At 62.4% G+C, this 17,878-nt stretch carries 19 protein-coding genes; 5 read left to right on the forward strand and 14 right to left on the reverse strand.

The features are described 5' to 3' along the window. The first annotated feature begins 216 nt into the window (after positions 1-216). A complete protein-coding gene (locus tag NKH17_RS19970) occupies positions 217-1,236 on the forward strand; it encodes an LLM class flavin-dependent oxidoreductase (protein WP_352900059.1) in 1,020 nt (339 codons plus the stop codon). A gap of 38 nt (positions 1,237-1,274) precedes the next feature. Here the strand turns inward: NKH17_RS19970 and NKH17_RS19975 are convergent, their stop codons facing one another. The 3 genes from NKH17_RS19975 to NKH17_RS19985 all read right to left on the reverse strand — a co-directional run bounded on the left by NKH17_RS19975 (position 1,275) and on the right by NKH17_RS19985 (position 2,884). After that, positions 1,275-1,757: an RES family NAD+ phosphorylase gene (locus tag NKH17_RS19975; protein ID WP_352900056.1), complete on the reverse strand. Its 483-nt coding sequence runs from the start codon at positions 1,755-1,757 to the stop codon at positions 1,275-1,277. Continuing rightward, the gene (locus NKH17_RS19980) at positions 1,754-2,188 is read right to left on the reverse strand and encodes an antitoxin Xre-like helix-turn-helix domain-containing protein (RefSeq protein WP_352900142.1); all 435 of its coding nucleotides are present in this window, start codon (positions 2,186-2,188) and stop codon (positions 1,754-1,756) included. The genes NKH17_RS19975 and NKH17_RS19980 overlap by 4 nt, the downstream gene beginning before the upstream one ends. Positions 2,189-2,257: 69 nt before the next feature. After that, entirely contained in the window at positions 2,258-2,884 is a 627-nt protein-coding gene (locus NKH17_RS19985; RefSeq protein ID WP_352900054.1) for a CDP-alcohol phosphatidyltransferase family protein, read from the reverse strand. Positions 2,885-3,160: 276 nt separating this feature from the next. Here NKH17_RS19985 and NKH17_RS19990 point away from each other — a divergent pair, with 276 nt between their 5' ends. Then, on the forward strand, positions 3,161-3,634 hold the full coding sequence (locus NKH17_RS19990) for a phosphatidylglycerophosphatase A family protein (RefSeq protein WP_352972089.1): 474 nt from the start codon (positions 3,161-3,163) through the stop codon (positions 3,632-3,634). Positions 3,635-3,703: 69 nt separating this feature from the next. Further along, positions 3,704-4,780, forward strand: a complete 1,077-nt coding sequence (locus NKH17_RS19995; RefSeq protein ID WP_352900049.1) for a tartrate dehydrogenase — start codon at positions 3,704-3,706, stop codon at positions 4,778-4,780. Between the two features lie 97 nt (positions 4,781-4,877). Here NKH17_RS19995 and NKH17_RS33455 read toward each other — a convergent pair whose 3' ends face one another. Genes NKH17_RS33455 through NKH17_RS20015 form a run of 5 tightly spaced genes read right to left on the reverse strand, consistent with a single transcriptional unit; the run spans position 4,878 to position 9,183 of the window. Beyond that, positions 4,878-5,168, reverse strand: coding sequence for an aromatic-ring hydroxylase C-terminal domain-containing protein (locus NKH17_RS33455; RefSeq protein WP_502910611.1), 291 nt, complete (start codon positions 5,166-5,168; stop codon positions 4,878-4,880). A gap of 47 nt (positions 5,169-5,215) precedes the next feature. Next, a complete protein-coding gene (locus NKH17_RS20000) occupies positions 5,216-6,394 on the reverse strand; it encodes a hypothetical protein (protein WP_352972093.1) in 1,179 nt (392 codons plus the stop codon). Between the two features lie 56 nt (positions 6,395-6,450). Next, complete coding sequence (locus tag NKH17_RS20005; RefSeq protein WP_352900047.1) at positions 6,451-7,461, reverse strand: succinylglutamate desuccinylase/aspartoacylase family protein; 1,011 nt, start codon at positions 7,459-7,461, stop codon at positions 6,451-6,453. Positions 7,462-7,470: 9 nt separating this feature from the next. Next, entirely contained in the window at positions 7,471-7,815 is a 345-nt protein-coding gene (locus tag NKH17_RS20010) for a RidA family protein (RefSeq protein WP_352900044.1), read from the reverse strand. A 48-nt stretch (positions 7,816-7,863) separates the two neighbouring features. Beyond that, positions 7,864-9,183 (reverse strand): alanine racemase, encoded by a 1,320-nt coding sequence (locus NKH17_RS20015; protein WP_352900042.1) that lies wholly within the window; start codon positions 9,181-9,183, stop codon positions 7,864-7,866. Between the two features lie 75 nt (positions 9,184-9,258). Between NKH17_RS20015 and NKH17_RS20020 the strand changes: the two genes are divergently transcribed. Then, positions 9,259-10,200 (forward strand): amidohydrolase family protein, encoded by a 942-nt coding sequence (locus tag NKH17_RS20020; protein ID WP_352900040.1) that lies wholly within the window; start codon positions 9,259-9,261, stop codon positions 10,198-10,200. On the opposite strand, the gene NKH17_RS20025 is transcribed toward NKH17_RS20020, so the two are convergent. From NKH17_RS20025 to NKH17_RS20040, 4 genes are read right to left on the reverse strand one after another with little or no spacing between them, the layout of a single operon-like run. Next, entirely contained in the window at positions 10,174-11,145 is a 972-nt protein-coding gene (locus tag NKH17_RS20025; protein WP_352900037.1) for an ABC transporter permease, read from the reverse strand. The two genes, NKH17_RS20020 and NKH17_RS20025, sit on opposite strands and share 27 nt — an antisense overlap. Then, on the reverse strand, positions 11,142-12,107 hold the full coding sequence (locus NKH17_RS20030) for an ABC transporter permease (RefSeq protein WP_352900035.1): 966 nt from the start codon (positions 12,105-12,107) through the stop codon (positions 11,142-11,144). Before NKH17_RS20030 ends, NKH17_RS20025 begins: the two co-directional genes overlap by 4 nt. After that, positions 12,104-13,612 (reverse strand): sugar ABC transporter ATP-binding protein, encoded by a 1,509-nt coding sequence (locus tag NKH17_RS20035; RefSeq protein ID WP_352900033.1) that lies wholly within the window; start codon positions 13,610-13,612, stop codon positions 12,104-12,106. Before NKH17_RS20035 ends, NKH17_RS20030 begins: the two co-directional genes overlap by 4 nt. Positions 13,613-13,630: 18 nt before the next feature. After that, the gene (locus NKH17_RS20040; RefSeq protein WP_352900030.1) at positions 13,631-14,683 is read right to left on the reverse strand and encodes an ABC transporter substrate-binding protein; all 1,053 of its coding nucleotides are present in this window, start codon (positions 14,681-14,683) and stop codon (positions 13,631-13,633) included. Positions 14,684-14,925: 242 nt separating this feature from the next. Here NKH17_RS20040 and NKH17_RS20045 point away from each other — a divergent pair, with 242 nt between their 5' ends. Beyond that, complete coding sequence (locus NKH17_RS20045; protein WP_352900027.1) at positions 14,926-15,726, forward strand: IclR family transcriptional regulator; 801 nt, start codon at positions 14,926-14,928, stop codon at positions 15,724-15,726. Positions 15,727-16,350: 624 nt separating this feature from the next. Here the strand turns inward: NKH17_RS20045 and NKH17_RS20050 are convergent. After that, a complete protein-coding gene (locus NKH17_RS20050) occupies positions 16,351-16,635 on the reverse strand; it encodes a DUF982 domain-containing protein (protein ID WP_352900025.1) in 285 nt (94 codons plus the stop codon). A 1,037-nt stretch (positions 16,636-17,672) separates the two neighbouring features. Further along, positions 17,673-17,878: hypothetical protein (locus tag NKH17_RS20055; RefSeq protein WP_502910612.1), on the reverse strand; the 206-nt coding region annotated here is incomplete at its 5' end.

Raw genomic sequence — 17,878 nt, forward strand, 5'->3', positions numbered from 1 at the left:
TACCGGTCATGGTGGATTTCAACTGCTAGATCCGTATCCACCCGTCATTTTGGGGTCGCACATTGTGCTTCTGCATTGCCAAAACTCGTCCCCTGCCCTCACTCCCAAATCGGCCGGAGCGGCTTTGACGATTGCCGTGAGGGCAACATTTTTGAAGTGCTTTGCTCTGCGTCGAAGCATAGTCTGCGCCTGTCTTCCCTCTAGGCTGGCTATTTCATGAAGAAGATTGGTTTCCTCTCGTTCGGGCACTGGACGCCCTCGCCGCAATCACAGACGCGGACGGCAGCCGACGCGCTTGTGCAGTCCGTCGAGCTGGCCGTCGTGGCCGAGGAGCTGGGTGCGGACGGCGCGTATTACCGCGTGCATCACTTCGCGCGCCAGCTCGCCTCGCCCTTCCCGCTGCTGGCAGCGGTTGGGGCGAAGACCGGCCGAATCGAGATCGGCACGGCGGTGATCGACATGCGTTACGAGAACCCGCTCTATATGGCCGAGGACGCCGGCGCCGCCGATCTAATCGCCGGAGGGCGACTGCAGCTGGGCATCAGTCGCGGCTCGCCTGAGCAGGTGATCGAGGGATGGCGCTACTTCGGCTACGCCCCGCAAGCGGGCGAGAGCGATGCCGACATGGCCCGCAGACACACCGGAGTGCTGCTCGAAGTGTTGCTGGGCAAAGGCTTTGCGCAGCCCAACCCGCGGCCGATGTTTCCCAACCCGCCTGGGCTGCTTCGCGTCGAGCCACACTCGGAGGGCCTGCGCGAGCGCATCTGGTGGGGCGCCGCCACAAACGCCACCGCTGAATGGGCGGCGAAACTGGGGATGAACCTGCAGAGCTCCACGCTCAAATTCGACGAGGGCGGAAAGCCGTTTCACATCCAGCAGGCCGAACAGATCCGGGCTTTTCGTGAGGCCTGGAAGGCGGCCGGACACACGCGCGAGCCGCGGGTGTCAATCAGCCGGAGCATTTTTGCGCTGGTCGACGATCGCGACCGGGCCTATTTCGGCGGCAACCAAAGCGGAGATCATTTCGGTTACATCGAGGCAGACAGACGCGCCGTGTTCGGCCGCTCCTATGCCGCCGAACCGGACGTCCTGATCGAGCAGCTAAAGGGCGACGAGGCCATCGCCGAGGCCGATACGCTGCTGCTTACCGTCCCCAATCAGCTCGGCGTCGACTACAATGCCCACGTCATCGAGGCGATCCTAACCCATGTCGCCCCAGGCTTGGGTTGGCGCTGACGGGTTGTGTTAAGTAGAAACCTGCCTCTCTGCCCGGCTCAGGAGCCAAACAGGCGGCTATCCCAGTATACGGGTTGATGCTGGCTGGCCGTGATCAGGGAAAACTCCGGATGGGCCGGATTGATCAACACGTTGTTGTCGAGGCGAGCCACGACGCTTGGCACGATCAGGATCGCGCTGCGGCGCTCGACACACCATGTCTCACCGAATTCCTTGCTCACCGTTGCCGGCATCATGTCCCAGCCGGGCAACGACGGCTGAGAAAAGGTCTCGTAGCTCAGCCCGCGCGGAAGCATGATCTGGACGCAATGCTGGTTGGGTGGCAGTCTGCCGCTGCCGTGCACCAGCTTTTCCAGCAAGGCAGTCGAATAATGCTCGCTGGCGTAGATCACCGGGCTGCCGGGCGTGTTCCAGCGGCCGGGCGCGATGGTCGAGCCCGTCGCATCAAAGATCGGATAAGTGCCGGCAGGATCGCCGATCCTGAAGCACAGCAGCGTCCGATCGAGTATCTGCGCCGTCAAGCGGCGGTGCCGTACTTCAGGCCTGTAATGATATCGATCACCAGCTCGGCGCCGATCTCGTTTTGGATGACCATTTCGATCGGGCGCCGGTCTTCCAGCATGGGATGAGGCCGAAATAGAAAGTCACGAGCCTCATCTTCGACCTTCCAGACGTCGAGGGCCAAGTCCCATACACGAGCAACTCGTGCCACCCGCATGCCCTCTTCCGAAGACAGTCGAAGAGCACCCCTCTTGCGACGTTCATAGGTTGCCTTTGGAACGAGGCGATATTTGAACTGGGCATCGGCCGGTGCCAGCAATTGTGAGACGCGTTCGAGCGCGCCGATGGGCAATCCGTCTTCAATTCGAGCCATCAGCCCGAATGGCGACCGTGCAGCCGTTTCCTTGGGCGGCAAGCCCAGCACGTCGGCGACATTTCCGAACGCCAGCATCATCACTGCCTCCTTCATGTGAAGCATGATATACCTTCATGTGAGACTACGCGCAAGTGGGCTGCAGTCTCACGGCTGCTTTCCGTCGGCTCGTTTCAGCATCGTGAATGCGCGACTGATCCGTTGCAGTGCTGTGGCGTTGGCCAGCACTGCGTAAAGCCCGAACCCCCCCGCCAGAATCCAGGGCGATGCCGCGCCCAGGGCGGCCGCGACTCCGTCGGCGGCGAGCAGCACGCAAATGAAAACCAGACGTTCCATCCGCTCGAAGAAATCCGGCCAACCATGGTTTTCCACAGGGATTTCCAGCGCCGTCCGCGCCTTGGCGTAACTTGTGAGTATCCCGCCGGCGAACGCGAACATTGCGATCGCCCACAGATCGGCGACCCAGCCGATAGCCGCAAAGACGGCCAATTCCTGATAGCGGTCGACGACGGCGTCGAAATAGCCACCGGCCTTGGTGGTCATATTTGTTCGGCGGGCGACAGCACCGTCCAGCGCATCGAAGGTGAAGGCAAACGCCAGGCAAAGGCCAAAGGCAAGGCTTGAATGGTGATAGACGTAGGCCGCCGAGGACACAGCGACGAGCACGAGCCCGCTAGCCGTAACCTGGTTCGGCGTCATGCCGATCCCGATCAGCGGAGAGGCGGCCTGCTCCCATAGCGGGTCGATGCGACTTTTCATGAGACCGGCGATCATGGCGGCTCCTCTGATGATGTCGTTTCACCGAGCTTTACCAGCAATTTGCGGGTTTGTTCCACCGTCGCCACCGTTCGACTTGGTCAACGCAGACGGAGAACTGGCTCAGCAACGTTCTCAACCGGCCGCAACAGCGATTTCTTTTTGGCGGATGCGGCCGGCGGATTAAGGCGCTCGCCGAGCTGACGGAGCAAATCGACCGGCGGTCTGGCGGCCGCACCCGAACGATGTGAAACTATGAATGCTTGCCATCCGTCGGAAGCCGGCCGAAACTCGATGCATAGATTTTCACCCAAGTTTGCCTACCTGCTCGCGACCTCTCTTGGCGCGGGATTATCTCCAATATGGCCGGGCACGGCCGGCGCAATGGTTGGAGTGGCTGTTGCCGCAGCTCTGATAGCTGCATCGCCTTGGCTGACCGTGCTTGCCTATGCGGCCCTGTTCGCCGTTGGCGTATGGGCGTCGTCGCATGTCATCTCCCGTACCGGGACGGAGGATCCGCAGATCGTCGTCATCGATGAGACCTTCGGCACCGCCGCGACACTTTCCATGCTTCCGATCGACCCACTCTGGTGGGCAGCAGGCTTCCTTGCTTTCCGGTTTTTCGACGTCGTCAAGCCTTGGCCCATCCGTATCATGCATGACAAGGTAAGGGGTGGGGCCGGCATCATGCTGGACGATGCTGCCGCGGCTGTCGTCGCTGCGGCGTTGCTGCTCCTGCTGAACGGTTTGATTGACCATTTGCGGTAACGGCGACACTCGGTCTGCCAAGGCCACGGTGGTCCATCGGAGTTTAGCGCCACAAGGGGAGACTGCACCATGCGAAGCTACAGGATCGCGGCCATTCCAGGCGATGGGATCGGCAAGGAAGTCGTAGCGGCCGGGCTTCGTGCGCTGGCCGTCTGCGCCACGCGCGACGGTGGTTTCAATCTCGAAGTGCAGCATTTCGACTGGGGCTCGGACTACTACAAGGTCAACGGCGTGATGATGCCCAAGGACGGCACTGAGCGGCTGAAGGCCTTCGACGCCATCTATTTCGGCGCCGTCGGCGCACCTGACGTGCCTGACCATCTGACGTTGTGGGGGCTGCGGCTGGCGATCTGCCAGCCCTTCGACCAATATGCCAACGTCCGCCCGACCCGCATCCTGCCCGGTATCGAGAGCCCGCTTCGTGGTGTCGCGGCAGGGGATCTCGACTGGGTCATCGTTCGGGAGAATTCGGAAGGCGAATACGCCGGCCAGGGCGGGCGCTCGCATCTCGGCCTGCCCGAGGAAGTCGCCACCGAGGTCTCGATCTTCACCCGCACCGGCGTAACGCGCATCATGCGCTTCGCCTTCGAGATGGCGCGGTCACGGCCGCGAAAGCTGTTGACGGTGGTCACCAAGTCGAACGCCCAGCGTCACGGCATGGTGCTCTGGGACGACATCGCGCATGAGGTCGCGGCCGATTTTCCGGATGTCGCATGGGACAAAATGCTGGTCGACGCGATGACGGTGCGCATGACGCTCAATCCGCGGTCGCTCGACACGATCGTCGCGACCAACCTTCACGCCGACATCCTGTCGGATCTTGCGGCCGCACTTGCCGGATCGATCGGCATTGCGCCGACGGCGAACCTCAACCCCGAGCGGGGGTTTCCGTCGATGTTCGAGCCGATCCACGGCTCGGCCTTCGACATCACCGGCAAGGGCATCGCCAATCCGGTCGGCACGTTCTGGTCGGCGGTGATGATGCTGGAGCATCTCGGCGAGCCGGCTGCCGCGGCGCGCCTGATGCGCGCCATCGAGCGCGTGACGGCGGACGCCTCACTGCACACGCCCGACCTCGGCGGAACCGCCACCACCGACAAGGTCACCGAAGCGGTTTGCGCGGCCCTACTCGGCGACAACGAGTAGGAAAAGGAGCAAGCGCCTGGCATCGCTGTCATTCCCAATGATGGCATCGGCAAGGAAGTCATGCCCGAAGGCGGGAAGCATCCGCACTCGCCGCCGCTCACCGATGATGTTCGTGCGCCTCCGTGCGGAAACCGAACCCATCAAGTGTTTCGATCAGCACCTGTACAGGATCAGGCACACCGTGCGTTGACCCCCACGCGACAAAGCCGTCCGGCCTGACCAATGCGGCACCGCCGCTACGCATACTCGGAAGCGTATGAAGCCTAAAATACGCTAGGGCGTATAACCTTCGGTCCACATGGACCTTCACGGCCATGCTTTCAGCTTGTCCGGCCGCCGCCGGCCAATGTGACCGAAGCGAATAGTCGGCACGCTCATAAAGCTCCAAGGCAAAGCGAGGTCAGTCCTAGCAGACTGCGGCAACGGATCGGTTTTTCAAACGGATCGTGCGGCACTCACCCAATCGAGTCGTGCGGCAGGGACAAGGCCGTAATTGTAAAAATTGATGCCGTCGACATCCGGCGCCATCGCAGGTTTCACCTTGGCGGTGAGGATGTCGGGGCCTGCCATTTCCGGATAGAACAGCCGGTAGCCGGCGCCGAGGAATTTTTCCGCGCCAAGTGCTGCGCGTCCGGCCGCCATCAGGCTGGCGACATCGCCGGGCTGCATGTCGTAGGCACACAGGATTGCCCCGTCACAGACCTTGCCGAGCGCCGCGAGATCGCAGCCGCCAAGCCAACCGTCTTTCAAATCGATGATGACAACGCGGGTCGCCGGATTGGCCACCTCGCGCAGTTCGGCGACCAGGCTGGTCACCGGCTCGAACCGCCACAGCAGATAGTCGTATAGTTCTGGCCAGGGCCGGAAGATATCGAAGCTGCTCTTCGGAAAGTCCGGAAAGCGCGGTGCCGGAACGGCACGGTCGCAGGTCTCGACGATCCAACCTCTGACAAGCTTGCGCGCCGCCTCGCCTTCGATGCCGGCACGAGCGGCGCGGGCGAGGCAGGACGGGCAGAAGCACAGCGACAGAAGGAAGTCATCTTCCGGCGTCAGCCCGACACCATCCTTCTCGTGATGGTATTCGTGGGCGAAGCTCATGAAGGACGGGCTTTCGAGCTCAATCCTGTCCGGCTTGTAAGTGTGCGTAACGTCGGCGACCAGCGCGCGGACATAGGCGCGCGCATCGGGATGCGACGGACAGAGGTTGTAATAATTGGGATCGCCGAAGGCATTACGGGTGACGGCCTGCGGATAAAGCATGCCGAGGCGGGTATTGTGCAGGCAGACCGTCCAGCACGAAACACCCAGCCCATTGGCGTCTCGTCTGCGGACAAGCTCGCCAAGCACGTCGCCGCATTCGGAGATCACGTCCGCCACCTTGGGCTGAATTGCGAGGTCGGCCCATCGCGCGGCGGTTGGCCTGAAGTAGATTGTGCCGTCCTCCGGGAAATAGGCTTTGCGGCGCGGGCTTCGCGGCTGCAGGAACCGTCCCGCATGATATGAGGTTGCAAGGCTGATCATGTTGAGCCCGGCGCGTTCGACAAGATCGCGTTCGACCATCTCGAAACCCAGATCCTGGACATCCCAGGGGTAGGTCCACATGGAAAGCTGCATAAGATATCCTCAGTTCTCCGGAGTGACGCAGAAGGCAGACGCCGTGCGGTTTCCCGTTAGGCTTCCACGGGTTCGGCGACCTGCATGAGGCAGTCTCCTGCCTCGCACATTGTATGCAGCCGGCGCGAAAGCACGATGCCGCTTTCGGCAAAATGCAGAGTTTCCTCAGCAAGATCGAGCCTTTCGAGGTCGTGATACCAGCCAGCCAATTGTTCGGCGTTCACGCTGTCGCCAAGCTTGACGGCGGGTTCAAACCAGCCGCGGCGGGTGGCATAGAGACCTTGGCTATGCCGCGAAAGCGAAAGCAGTCGCGTCGGCGCCGACGGCTTTGACTCCGCGCCAAGAACTGGCCCTTCAACCACGCCGAGCGCAATCAGCAGATTGTCGATCGCGCGAGCGGTGATCGCCATCGTGTCGACCGTGGCGGTGCCGCCGCCGCCGAACTCACCGCTAACGCCGATGGCGCCGGCACGGCGCGCTGCACCCATGGAGGTCGGCGAGGCCTGGCCATTGTCGGCCACGAACCCATAGGGCATGCCGAGCGCCCGCATCAGTTCCACCCCGCGCCTGTGGCGCTCGGGATCGGTATTGCGCTCGACCAGCGCGGTCGGCAGATGCTCCATCGAGGTGCCGCCAGAATGAATGTCGAAGATGACGTCATGGCGGGGAAACAGTTCCATCTCCAGGAAATTGGCAAGCCGGCTTGTTGGCGTGCCTGACGGGTCGCCCGGAAAGGCGCGGTTGAGATTGCCGCCGTCGAGTGGCGAGCAACGCTTTGCGGCCATCCCCGCCGGCACGTTCGCCAGCGGCAGGATGGTGACGCGACCCTTGATCCGCTTGGGATCGAGCCGGCGCACCAGCTTTGCCAGCGACAGCTCGCCTTCATATTCGTCGCCGTGATTGCCGGCCATCAGAAGCACCGACGGGCCTTCGCCGTTGCGGACAAGGCAGATCGGGACCTTGACCTGGAAATAGGGCGAACGGTCGATCGAAAACGGAATGCTGAGATGGCCGAGTGTCTTGCCGTCCCGGTCGAAGTCGAGCGTATGGCTGAGGCCGGTGTGCATGGCGGGGGCTCAGACAGCTGCGATCGCAGTGACCTCTATGCGGAGGTCGGGATCGGCGAGACGCGCCTCGACACAGGCGCGCGCCGGCAGGCGCGCAGGATCCACCCAGGCATCGTAGATCCCGTTCATGGCATCGAAGTCGGCGATCTGCGGCAGGAAGATGTTGATCGCCACTAGCCTCGACTTGCTGCTGCCGGCCTCGACAAGGAGTGCCTCGACCTTGGAGAGCACGTCGCTCGTCTGACCCTCGATGCCGGCCTTGCGGTCGTCTGCCACCTGGCCTGCGATGTGCACGAGGCCGCCATAGACGACCGCCTGAGACATGCGGGAGCCGGACTGGAAGTACTTGATCATATCAGATCCTTTCGAGGTTCTCTTTTTTGGAAGTGGCCCGATATCTGGTCAGCCGAAATAGGTAGGAAAGGCGTGGCGGACATACCCGGCCGCGTCGGCGCCGAAGATCACGCGATAGCGATCGAGGCAGGTGCAGGGGTGCGAGATGCCGAATTCAACGACGTCACCAACGGCAATATCGTCGCCCGACCCAATTGTCAGGAAGGCGTGCTGGTCGTTGAGCTTGAAGACCTCGGCACGCGCTTTCGGCAGCTGCTTGCCGGCACGAAAGATGGTCACTACCGTCGGAAAGCCCTGGTCGAACGACACGTCGCGCATGCCCATACCGCAGATAGCAAGGCCGGGCTCCGGCCGCGACAGTACCTCGGCCCACAGGCGCAAAGCCGGATGGAACGAATTTCGTGCGGAAGCACTGACGCCGCCGATCGCAAAACCGTCGCGGGCATCGAGTGCGCCGAGTGACCTGTCGTAGACGCCATGGTCGTGAAAGAAGATGGCGCCACTGCGCAGCACCAGCGTGGCATTGCCGTCCGTGGAGACAAGGGGCGAAAGCGCTGCGACCACCTTGTCGAAGTACACCGAGCCGCCGGCGGTGACGATCAGCGGGGTGTCGCCGCCGACGCGGGCGCGGAGCCGCAGGAACATATCGGCTGTCATTGCCAACAGGGCGGATATCGCCTCATCGGTGCGGCCAGGATCGGCTTGCGCGGCGGCACCTTCGTAGGTTGCGACGCCGGCGATCAGCAGCCGCCCTCCGGCTGCTACAGCCGCGTCGGCGATCGCCTCGGCTTCGCCGGTGGTCCGGGCGCCTGCCCTCCCCGCACCAAGTTCGACGAGCACGCGCAATGGCGGCAGCGTCGCATTGGCGCGCCAAGCTTCAGCAAGCGCATTCACGGCATCGAGAGAGTCGGCAAAGACGTAGAACTCGGCGTTTGGCCAGGCGCCGACAAGGACAGCAAGTCGGTTCGCACCACCTGGTCCGCCGACCTCATTGGCGATGATCAGCCGAGAGAGCCCGGCTCTGAGCATCACTGTGGCCTGCCTTATGTCGGCGACGGTCGTGCCCCATGCTCCGGCCTCGATCAGGCACCGGGCAAGGTCAGGCGCCATCGGGGTCTTGGCATGCGGGGCGATCACGGCGCCCTGTTCTCGCGCATACCCCAGGAACAGGTCACGATTGGCGATGAAGGTCTCCTCGTCGAGGGTCAACACCGGCAACGACATACGTCCATGCGCTGGATGCCAGCGCTCAGATGCGACAAAGCTGCTGTCCAGCCCGAGGGTGCCAGGCGGCACGCCGCGGATACGATCGTCGAGGAGGAAATTTTCACGGGTCGCGAGCGACAGTACGGGTGAGTTTTCGGTCATCCGATGCTAGTCCTTTCGCTTTCGCAGGATGAAGTCCGGATCGATTTCCGATGCCGGCCACCATGAGAGAGATGCGTGCCAAAGCGTTACTCCGGACCGATCATCGATGCCCACCATCACCTTTGGGATCTCGGCCTCGGCCGCCATCCCTGGCTCACGCCCACGGCTGGCGAACGCGGCGGTCTGGGCGAGCTTGGCCCCTTGCGGCGAAACTACCTTCCTGAAGATTATTTGCGCGACGCCGGCCAGCACAGTGTCGTCGCCACCGTCCATGTTGAAGCCGGTTGGGCCGGGGATGACTGCGTCGGTGAAACGCGGTGGCTTGAAACCCTCGACAAGTCGCGCGGCGTGGCCGCCCGTTACGTCGTTCACGTACCTCTGGCGAACCGCCAAGCGCCGGCGCTGGTCCAAGCGCAGGCGGCATTCGACCGTGTCGTCGGCGTACGCGACATACTGAGCTGGGATCCGGATCCCGCCCGTCGTTTTGCCGCCCGTGACGGCATCATGGACGATCCGGCCTGGCGTGCCGGCCTGTCCCTGCTTGGGCGCCGCCGGCTGGTTTTCGACCTGATGGTGTTTCCGCGCCAGCTCACCGGCGCGGCGCGCCTCGCAGCGGCCTTTCCGGACCAGCTCTTTGTTCTCAACCATTGCGGCAGCCCGATCGATCGCGATGCGGACGGGATGCGGGTGTGGCGCGAAGGGCTGCGGCTTTTGTCGGAGCGCGAGAACGTCGCCATCAAGATATCGGATCTGGTCGCCTACGATCATGATTGGACGCTCGACAGCCTAAGGTCGGTTGTCATGCATTGCATCGACTGTTTCGGTACGCGGCGCGCGATGTTCGGCAGCGACTTTCCGGTCGCCGGCCTGCATGCATCGTTCGATGCGGTGTATGACAGCTTCAAGGCCATTGCAGGAGAGCTTTCCGCGGACGAGCAGACGGCACTGTTCTACGGCAATGCACGGCGCATTTATCGGCTGGACGATATGTCATCGGCGGGCCTGCTCTCTGCCTGAGAGAAGCAGCAGCCCCAGGATCAGCGACCCGAACAGGATACTGCGCCAGCCGGGCGAGGCGTTGACCACGGTGATCAGCGCCGTGATCGTAACCAGCAGGATGGCGCCGGGGACCGTGCCGGCATAGGTGCCGAGCCCGCCGAGGATCGAGGTGCCGCCAAGCACCACGGCGGCAATCGAGGCGAGCAGATAAGGATCGCCGATACCGACATAGCCTTGTCCGTTCATGCCGAGGACCAACACACCGGCAAGTCCCGCACAGAAGCCGCTGATGCCGTAGACCGCCAGCGTGGTCGAGGCGACTGGAACCCCGGACAGCGCCGCGGCGAGCGGATTGGCGCCCATCGCGAATATCCGGGCGCCAAGGGATGTCGCATGCATCGTGGTCAGAACGATCACTGAAATGACCCCCCACAAAAGGACGCCTGCCGGAATACCGACCGGCCGCGCATTGCCGAGCCAGCGGACCAGCGGGTTCTCGGCGGTCACGGCACTGCCGCCGGCGATGATGATCAGCAGACCTTGCAGGAATGTCGCCATCGCCAGTGTCATGATCATCGGATGAACGCGCAACAGCGCCACGCCCAGCCCGTTCACCAGACCGATTGCGCTCGTCAACGTGAGAACTGCAAGAACGGCGGTGAGCCCTGTCGGATCCGCCTGCCACGAAAGCAGCGGCAGGCTGACAGCGCTAACCGTGACGATCGCCGCGACGGAAAGGTCGATGCCGCCGGCAATCACCACGAAAGTTTGGCCCGCCGCAACCAGGCCGATCACCGCGCCCAATTCAACCAAATAGCGCAAATGCCCATAAGCGCCGAAGCCAGGTGAAGCGAAGCTCGCCGCGATCCATACCGCCGCAACTATAGCGATCGTAAGGAAGGGCCGGCTGCGCAGAATCGTCAGGGCGCGCCTGCCGCTCACGCTGTCTTTCCGTGCTGTCATTGCTGCACCCTGCGGAATTGCGGGATGGCGACCGCCCCGATGATGATGAGGCCTTGGGCGACATATTGGGCGACCGGCGTGAAGCCGAGGAAGAACATGACACTGATCATCAGGCTGAGCAGCAGGCTGCCCGCAAGAGCGCCGCGCATGGTACCCTGGCCGCCAAGGAAACCGATGCCGCCGAGCACTGCGGCGGCAATGGAATTCAGCGTGAACGCCGTGCCGATGACTGGATCTCCCGAACCCGTTTGCGCGGCGACGAACAGGCCGGCGCCTGTGCAAAGCAGTCCGCTAATCGCGTAGGCGGCGATCCGGGCACCGTCGACCGGCACGCTGGAGCGGTAGGCGCCGACGGGATTTTCGCCTGCAGCATAGATGCTCAAACCAAGCGGCGTGGCGAGATAGAGTTTCCACAGAAGCACGATGAGTACCAGCAGCACGAATGCCGCCGGCGTGTTGCCGGCAAGCAGGTCCGACAGCCACTCGGGTATGGCGCCGCCCGGCCTCGGCAGGATGAGCAGCGCAGCGCCGCCGATAATGAAGGAGCCAGCGAGCGTCACCACAATCGCCGGTAACCGAAGTTTCACGACGATGAATCCGATCGCGGCACCGATGCCGGGACCGGTCAGCGCCACCGCAGCGGCACCGCCGGCTACGCCCAGCGGTCCAGTCATCGTCGTCGCAGCGATCACCGCGCCCAGGCTGACCATTGCGCCGATGGCCAGGCTTATGCCGCCGGTGAGCATGAGAATCGCCTGGGCCATGGCGACCAGCGCCAGCGGAAACCAGCTCTGGGTGAATTTGGCGAAACCGGACGCTGTCAAGAGGCCGGGAAACAGGAAACCGTAGGCAATGACGAACGCCAGGACCACAGCGAACAGGCTGCGTACGCCCATATTGCGGCGCAGCTGAACCGGCCAGTAGAGAGCACCGGCTTGGCTTGAGGATGCAACCCTGCTCATGCTGCAACTTTCTGCTGTTCGGCGCCCATTGCGGCGGAAACGATGGCTTCCTCGCTCAGTGCCTCGCGCTCGAGCATGGCCACGATGCGGCCTTCGCGGACCACGCCGACACGATCACAAAGGTGCACCAGTTCGGGTGTATCGGAACTGAGCAGCACGATCGCCTTGCCAGCGGCAGCGAGTTTGCGAAGCATCATGTAGATCTCACGCTTGGTCTCGACATCGACGCCGCGCGTCGGGTCGTTGAGGAGAAGCACAAGCGGTTCGTGTGGCATCCATTTCGCCAGCGCGACCTTCTGCTGGTTGCCACCTGAGAGTGCCTGCGCCGGGCGGTCGAGGTCGCCCTTGATGGCAAGCTGGGCGGCGAGGCCCCTTGCTATATCGCGCTCGGCACGCCGGCTGCGCAGTTTCAGCGCCGGCAGCCTTGCGAACGCGGGCAGCATCATATTGGTGATGATGGGATGGATCAGGTGCAGGCCTTCGCGCTTACGGTCAGCCGGGACATAAGCGAGGCCGAGCGCATTGGATTTCGGCACGCCGCCGGGCAAACCCGAAACACCGTTTACCGTCGCGGATACCGTCCTGGCGGGGATCGCGCCGTAGAGGCCAAGCAGCAGATCTTCCTGCCCCTGGCCGACCAGGCCGCCAATACCAAGCACCTCGCCCGTCCTGATGTCGAGATCGACATCGCTCATCAGGCCGGCCGAAAAATTGCGAACCGAGATGGCGTCGGCCGGCGATGGCGAAGGCCGCCATCGTGGAAAGAGATCGCCGGGGTCGCGGCCGACCATCAGCCGTACTAGTCCTGCGGCATCGGTTCCTTCCAGCGAGCAGTCCGCCGTGCAGGTGCCGTCCTTGAGCACGGTGACATGCTGACACAGCGTCATCACCTCGTTCAGTCGGTGTGAGATGTAGAGAATAGCGATGCCCTCGCCCCGAAGCCTCTCCAGCAGGTCGGTGAGGATTTTTGTCTCAGTTGCCGATAGCGATGAGGTGGGTTCGTCGAGAATGAGCACGCGCGGCCGGCGGTAAAGCGCCTTGGCGATCTCCACCATCTGCCGGCGGCCGAGGGACAGCTGCCCCACCGGCGTAGACAGAGGTTCGTAAAGCCCGACAAGATCGCATGCGGCCCTGGCCCGGACGGCAAGCTCGTTGTAGTCGATCAAGCCGAACCGCTTTGGATAGGCGCCGAGCCCGATGTTTTCGGCAATGGACAAGCTGGCCGTAAGGCTGAGTTCCTGCTGGACAACGGCGATCCCGGCCTGTCGCGCATTAGCGGGGGTCATGCGCGAGACCGGGCGCCCATCGACCTCGATCGCCCCGCCGTCCGGGCGCAAGGCGCCGGACAAAAGGTTGATCAGTGTCGACTTACCTGCGCCGTTCTCGCCCAGCAGCGCATGCACGCGGCCCGGCTGGAGAGCGATTGAAACGTTGCGCAGAACGGGGTTGCCGAAAAAGGACTTCGACACCCCCTGCGCGGCGAGAAGCGGAGCCGTGGTTGTCAATGCTACAACCCTTCAGGCCTATTTCTGGGCCAGCAGCTTCTTGAATAGATCCTCATCGTACGGCGAATAGATGTAACCGTCAGCCGGGAAATCCTTCGCCCGGGCGAGGTATTCGTCGATGTTGGAATTGTCGATCACCGGCAGCGGGATCTTGACGAAAGCCGGCACATCCTCGCCCTCCAGTGCCTCCACGGCGGTGTAGGTGGCGAAGGCGCCGAGCCAGTTCGGCTGCATCGTCGCCCAGCTCTTCAGGCCCTTTTCCTTCCACAGTTCGAGGAACTGGCGCGCATTCTCGCCGGTGATCGGTACCTGGTCGCGGCCCTGCTTGTCGAGCGCGAGCACGGCGCCCGCCGACAACGCGCCGCCCAGCGACAGGATGCCGTCGATTTCGGGGTTGGCGAAAAGCAGGCTGGTGACGGCCTCCTGGGCGGGCGCGACATTGTAGGGCGTGTTCGTCTCGGCAAGCACCTTCACATCCGGATGGGCCTTAAGCTCGGCATCGGCGCCTTTGCGCCGGTCGTCGCTGACCGAAACGCCGGCTGGGCCATTGAGGATGAGGATCTTGCCCTTGCCCCCGATGGCGTCGATCAGGAACTTGGCCGCCTGATCGCCCCACTGTGAGGAATCGGTGTTGACCTTGGCGGTCACCTGGTCGGTATCGACGAGGCTGTCGAAGTTGATGATGGCGATGCCCTTGGCGCAGGCGTCCGCCAGGACGCGCGCCGGCGCGGTCGACGAACCAGCGATCAAGATGATGGCATCGACATCGGAATCGATCATCGACTGGATCTGCTGAATCTGGACGTTGGCGTCGCCCTGGGCATCGGTCACGACTAGCTTGTCGACCAAGCCTTGCTTCTTCAAAGTCTCGACTTCGGCTTCGATCGTGCCCTGTGTCTGCTTCATCCAGGTCGGCACTGAATAGATATTGGCCCAGCCGATCGTATATGGCGCTTTGCGATCGCCCTTGATGCATTTAGCGGCGGCGTTGGCCTGTGAACCGGCGCCGAGGCTAAGGAGAAGGCCGAGGCAAAGGGCACTGGCGGATGCGAAAAACGATAGTTTCGTCATGATTGTTCCCTTCTGAAGTTATGCCTGGACGTGCGGGGTCGGGACGAGAAAACCCGCCGGTTGCCGCATCTCGGAAACCGCCTGTTTTCTCGTCAGGACCTTCTGCGCCTAGCTCGTTAATTGTCCGATATTTCAGACAATAGGCCTGTATACCGGACAAATGAGATGCTAGACTGAGCCTTGACATCTTTCAAGCGTCTTGAGACGAGGGCCGAAATGATTTTTGCGCGGGTGCGGCCTATATGAGCGATGGCGTCACTGGTCTAATTGAAACGGAAGCCGGCGCCGAGCCGCGCAATGGCGAGCGGCGTCGCGGGATCGACCGCGTCATCATGCTACTCGAGGCCCTTCTGCGGCACCGCGCACCGATGCGCGTCGGCGACATCGCCAAGATGATCGGCGCGCCGCGTTCAACCACTTATGAAATCGTCAACAGCCTGCTGGAAGCCGAAATGCTCGAGAACGTCGGAACCGAAGGCTATGTCTATTTCGGAAAGGCGATGCATCTGTTCGGCTGGGCCTACTCACATCATAATGCCCATTACCGGCGCATCATCGAAACCCTGGACAGACTAGCGGCGGAGACGGGCGAGACCGTCCAACTGTGCGGCCTGCGCGGGAACAAATACGTCGTCCTTGATTGCCGGGACTCGCCCGGCCCGTTCCGGATTTCAAGCGATGTCGGAGTCGAGGTGCCGATACCATGGACGGCGTCCGGAAGGCTGCTGCTCGGCCATATGAGCGAGCAGGAAATACGGGACTTCATTGCGCCTGGCGACTACACGCTTCCCGACGGCCGCGTCATTGCGCCAGCCGAGTTCTTCGGCGATGTCGCTCTGGCGCGCCAGCAAGGTTTCAGCGAGACCGCCGCACTGGCCGACCGCTTCACCTGGTGCATGGCCGCGCCCATCCGCGATGGCAAGGGGGCCATCAACAAGACGCTTTGTTTCGTGTTGCCCGTCGACACGCCGGAAGCGCGGCGCAGCGAATTGCTCGCCCTGTTATGCGAGCGCGCCAGTGGGTTGTCGCTCGCGGTAAGCTAGTAAAAAATCGGCGCGCGAAGGCTCCGTTCGTTCACCAAGCCAAGGCTCAGCTACGCTGTCGCGCGGCGGACCTGATTCCCGCCTTGGCCGGCACCTATCTCCCGCCTTTCCCCCTCTCCCGATGGGTGCTGGCTATCTTCAGCGCGAGGCGGATTGCGCTTGTGTAGCCTACGGGCCCAGGGTCAGAGACAACTGGACAACAGGCGTGTCATGTTCACGGACATCAATCGCTACGGGATGTTGCTCCAGCCTTTGCACCTGATCTTTCGCTAAATTCGAGCAAGGCTCGAACCTGTTCGGTTTTTACAATCCTCATGGTGAACCCACCGCCGGCGTGCGCATCGGGCCTTCGAATGTCGGCGCATCGACGATCTTGCTTTCAAGATAGCCGTCGTTGCTGCGGTAAGGCCCTTCTGACCCACCGGGTAAATCCAGCAGTCGACCGGAGGCGACGGCACGATCAATCCACTCCTGTATCGCCCGCGCCCTCTGAGGCCGCGAATGCTGCGCACTGACCACCCGCTTGGCGGAATGCTCTCGTCGCACCAATTGAACTCGCGGGAGACGGCTTCGCAGACGGTGCGTCTGCCGCCCTGCCAATGGATCAAGGAGGGCGGCATGATTTCAGATCAGCTCTTCAACAATTCCGCCAAGTCGCTTCAGGCCGACGAGCGGAGGCCTTTGCTTAAGAAGGCCCTGTTCGGCTGCGGCCGCCTTGAAGGCATCGATCGCAGCTTGTTGATTGCAATGACCGGCCAAGCATTCCTTGATCATTCGGACCGCTTCGAGCCGTCGCGGTTTGGCCACGTATGGCCATGGTTGTTCAAGCGCTTTCGCAGCATCGGATATCGAGGCGACCACCGTCGACTTGCCATTCAGGTAGATTGTAATCGGGATAAATGCTGTCATTTTTCTCGCTCGCCGCAGTTGAAGGCGGTTAAACGCGAAGACACGGCGAGGGTTGCATGAACGCGCATCCCCGCGAAATGGCGGCGGCAAAACATCGTTCAGCCTGCAGCCCGCGATGTCCTAGGCCTCACTCAATGGCATGAAGAACGCGCGGCAAGGGAAGCTGCACGGCAGGAGGAAATGCTTGGCGGGGCGTCGTCATTGAGCGCAAGAAGGTGCGGGCACGATCGATCCGCGCGCCCAAGCCCTATGCGATGAGTTCGGCATCAGGTCGTCGATCGCCAACGCTGTCCGGATCCGGGAGAGACACACGCCGTCGAGACGCTGGCCCGCATCATGCGCCGGTGCGAGGAGCGGCACTTGCGCCTGGTGCTGTCGACCCGGGCGGAACAAAGGCCGGCTCGATGAGATGCTGTTCTGGGCCGCATCTGACATGGTGCGGGCCTGTCCGAGATAGTCGAGCGCCGCGCCCGCGACTGGCTGACGATGTGGGCTTTCTGCCCAGTCGGTGAGCTGCAGTTTATCGCGTGGTGTTGTCCCACTAAGGTTTGCACTTGACGGCATGCTATACGAGCGGGGTGTCAAAGCATTTGGCCCGCGAGCAACCTAGCTGATTCCGAACACCGACCGCGACAGAAAAACCGCGCTTTGCAACAAATTTCGGCAATTCTCACCCAAAGGACGTCGCAGAATAGCGAAAGCGCTGAAATCAGGCTGTTGCATCACACCCATGAAATCAGCGATGTTTCGGCTACGATCACAGAAGATGCGGGCGAGCGGGACTGCCTCAATTCGTGGATCGCAGACGGCGCGGCGAAAAGCGGCCTGAAGACTTCGTGCCCGAAGCGCCTAGGATTTCGCAGAGGCAGAGGTCGGCGCTTTTGCGTCGCGGATCAACTTGAGCGCCTCGTCCTTTGTCAGCCCGCATTTTCGCGCATAGAAGTCGGCCTCCTGAATCTCCTCCGGAGACGGTGGCACCTGGCGGCTATCGAGCTTTCGTTTCTTCTTTGCCATTTCAGTCTGAGTGGGTGAATCAGTTAGTCAGCTAATGTGTCACTTTTGGGCGCTTGGGCAAAGTTTCGTGCTGTGAGTTCCAGCCCGATCCCGGCCGTGCCGGTAATCCCCCCTCCCGCAGCATGCGTGATGGCATTGATGAGATAGTCGTCGTTCCAGGCGCATTTCTTGATGCGATGGCTGATGGGGACTTTGGCAGCATCGGCGGTCTGAAGGATGTTTCTGGCGA

Source organism: Mesorhizobium sp. M1334, assembly GCF_040317995.1.
In the GTDB taxonomy this organism is placed as follows: Bacteria; Pseudomonadota; Alphaproteobacteria; order Rhizobiales; family Rhizobiaceae; genus Mesorhizobium.

Excerpts from the sequence above, each read along its gene's own strand:
- NKH17_RS19970 (WP_352900059.1), top strand. The coding sequence starts at position 217 with ATGAAGAAGATTGGTTTCCTCTCGTTCGGGCACTGGACGCCCTCGCCG.
- NKH17_RS19980 (WP_352900142.1), bottom strand. The coding sequence starts at position 2,188 with ATGCTGGCGTTCGGAAATGTCGCCGACGTGCTGGGCTTGCCGCCCAAG.
- NKH17_RS19985 (WP_352900054.1), bottom strand. The coding sequence starts at position 2,884 with ATGATCGCCGGTCTCATGAAAAGTCGCATCGACCCGCTATGGGAGCAG.
- NKH17_RS19990 (WP_352972089.1), top strand. The coding sequence starts at position 3,161 with ATGCATAGATTTTCACCCAAGTTTGCCTACCTGCTCGCGACCTCTCTT.
- NKH17_RS19995 (WP_352900049.1), top strand. The coding sequence starts at position 3,704 with ATGCGAAGCTACAGGATCGCGGCCATTCCAGGCGATGGGATCGGCAAG.
- NKH17_RS20000 (WP_352972093.1), bottom strand. The coding sequence starts at position 6,394 with ATGCAGCTTTCCATGTGGACCTACCCCTGGGATGTCCAGGATCTGGGT.
- NKH17_RS20005 (WP_352900047.1), bottom strand. The coding sequence starts at position 7,461 with ATGCACACCGGCCTCAGCCATACGCTCGACTTCGACCGGGACGGCAAG.
- NKH17_RS20010 (WP_352900044.1), bottom strand. The coding sequence starts at position 7,815 with ATGATCAAGTACTTCCAGTCCGGCTCCCGCATGTCTCAGGCGGTCGTC.
- NKH17_RS20015 (WP_352900042.1), bottom strand. The coding sequence starts at position 9,183 with ATGACCGAAAACTCACCCGTACTGTCGCTCGCGACCCGTGAAAATTTC.
- NKH17_RS20025 (WP_352900037.1), bottom strand. The coding sequence starts at position 11,145 with ATGACAGCACGGAAAGACAGCGTGAGCGGCAGGCGCGCCCTGACGATT.
- NKH17_RS20030 (WP_352900035.1), bottom strand. The coding sequence starts at position 12,107 with ATGAGCAGGGTTGCATCCTCAAGCCAAGCCGGTGCTCTCTACTGGCCG.
- NKH17_RS20040 (WP_352900030.1), bottom strand. The coding sequence starts at position 14,683 with ATGACGAAACTATCGTTTTTCGCATCCGCCAGTGCCCTTTGCCTCGGC.
- NKH17_RS20045 (WP_352900027.1), top strand. The coding sequence starts at position 14,926 with ATGAGCGATGGCGTCACTGGTCTAATTGAAACGGAAGCCGGCGCCGAG.
- NKH17_RS20050 (WP_352900025.1), bottom strand. The coding sequence starts at position 16,635 with ATGACAGCATTTATCCCGATTACAATCTACCTGAATGGCAAGTCGACG.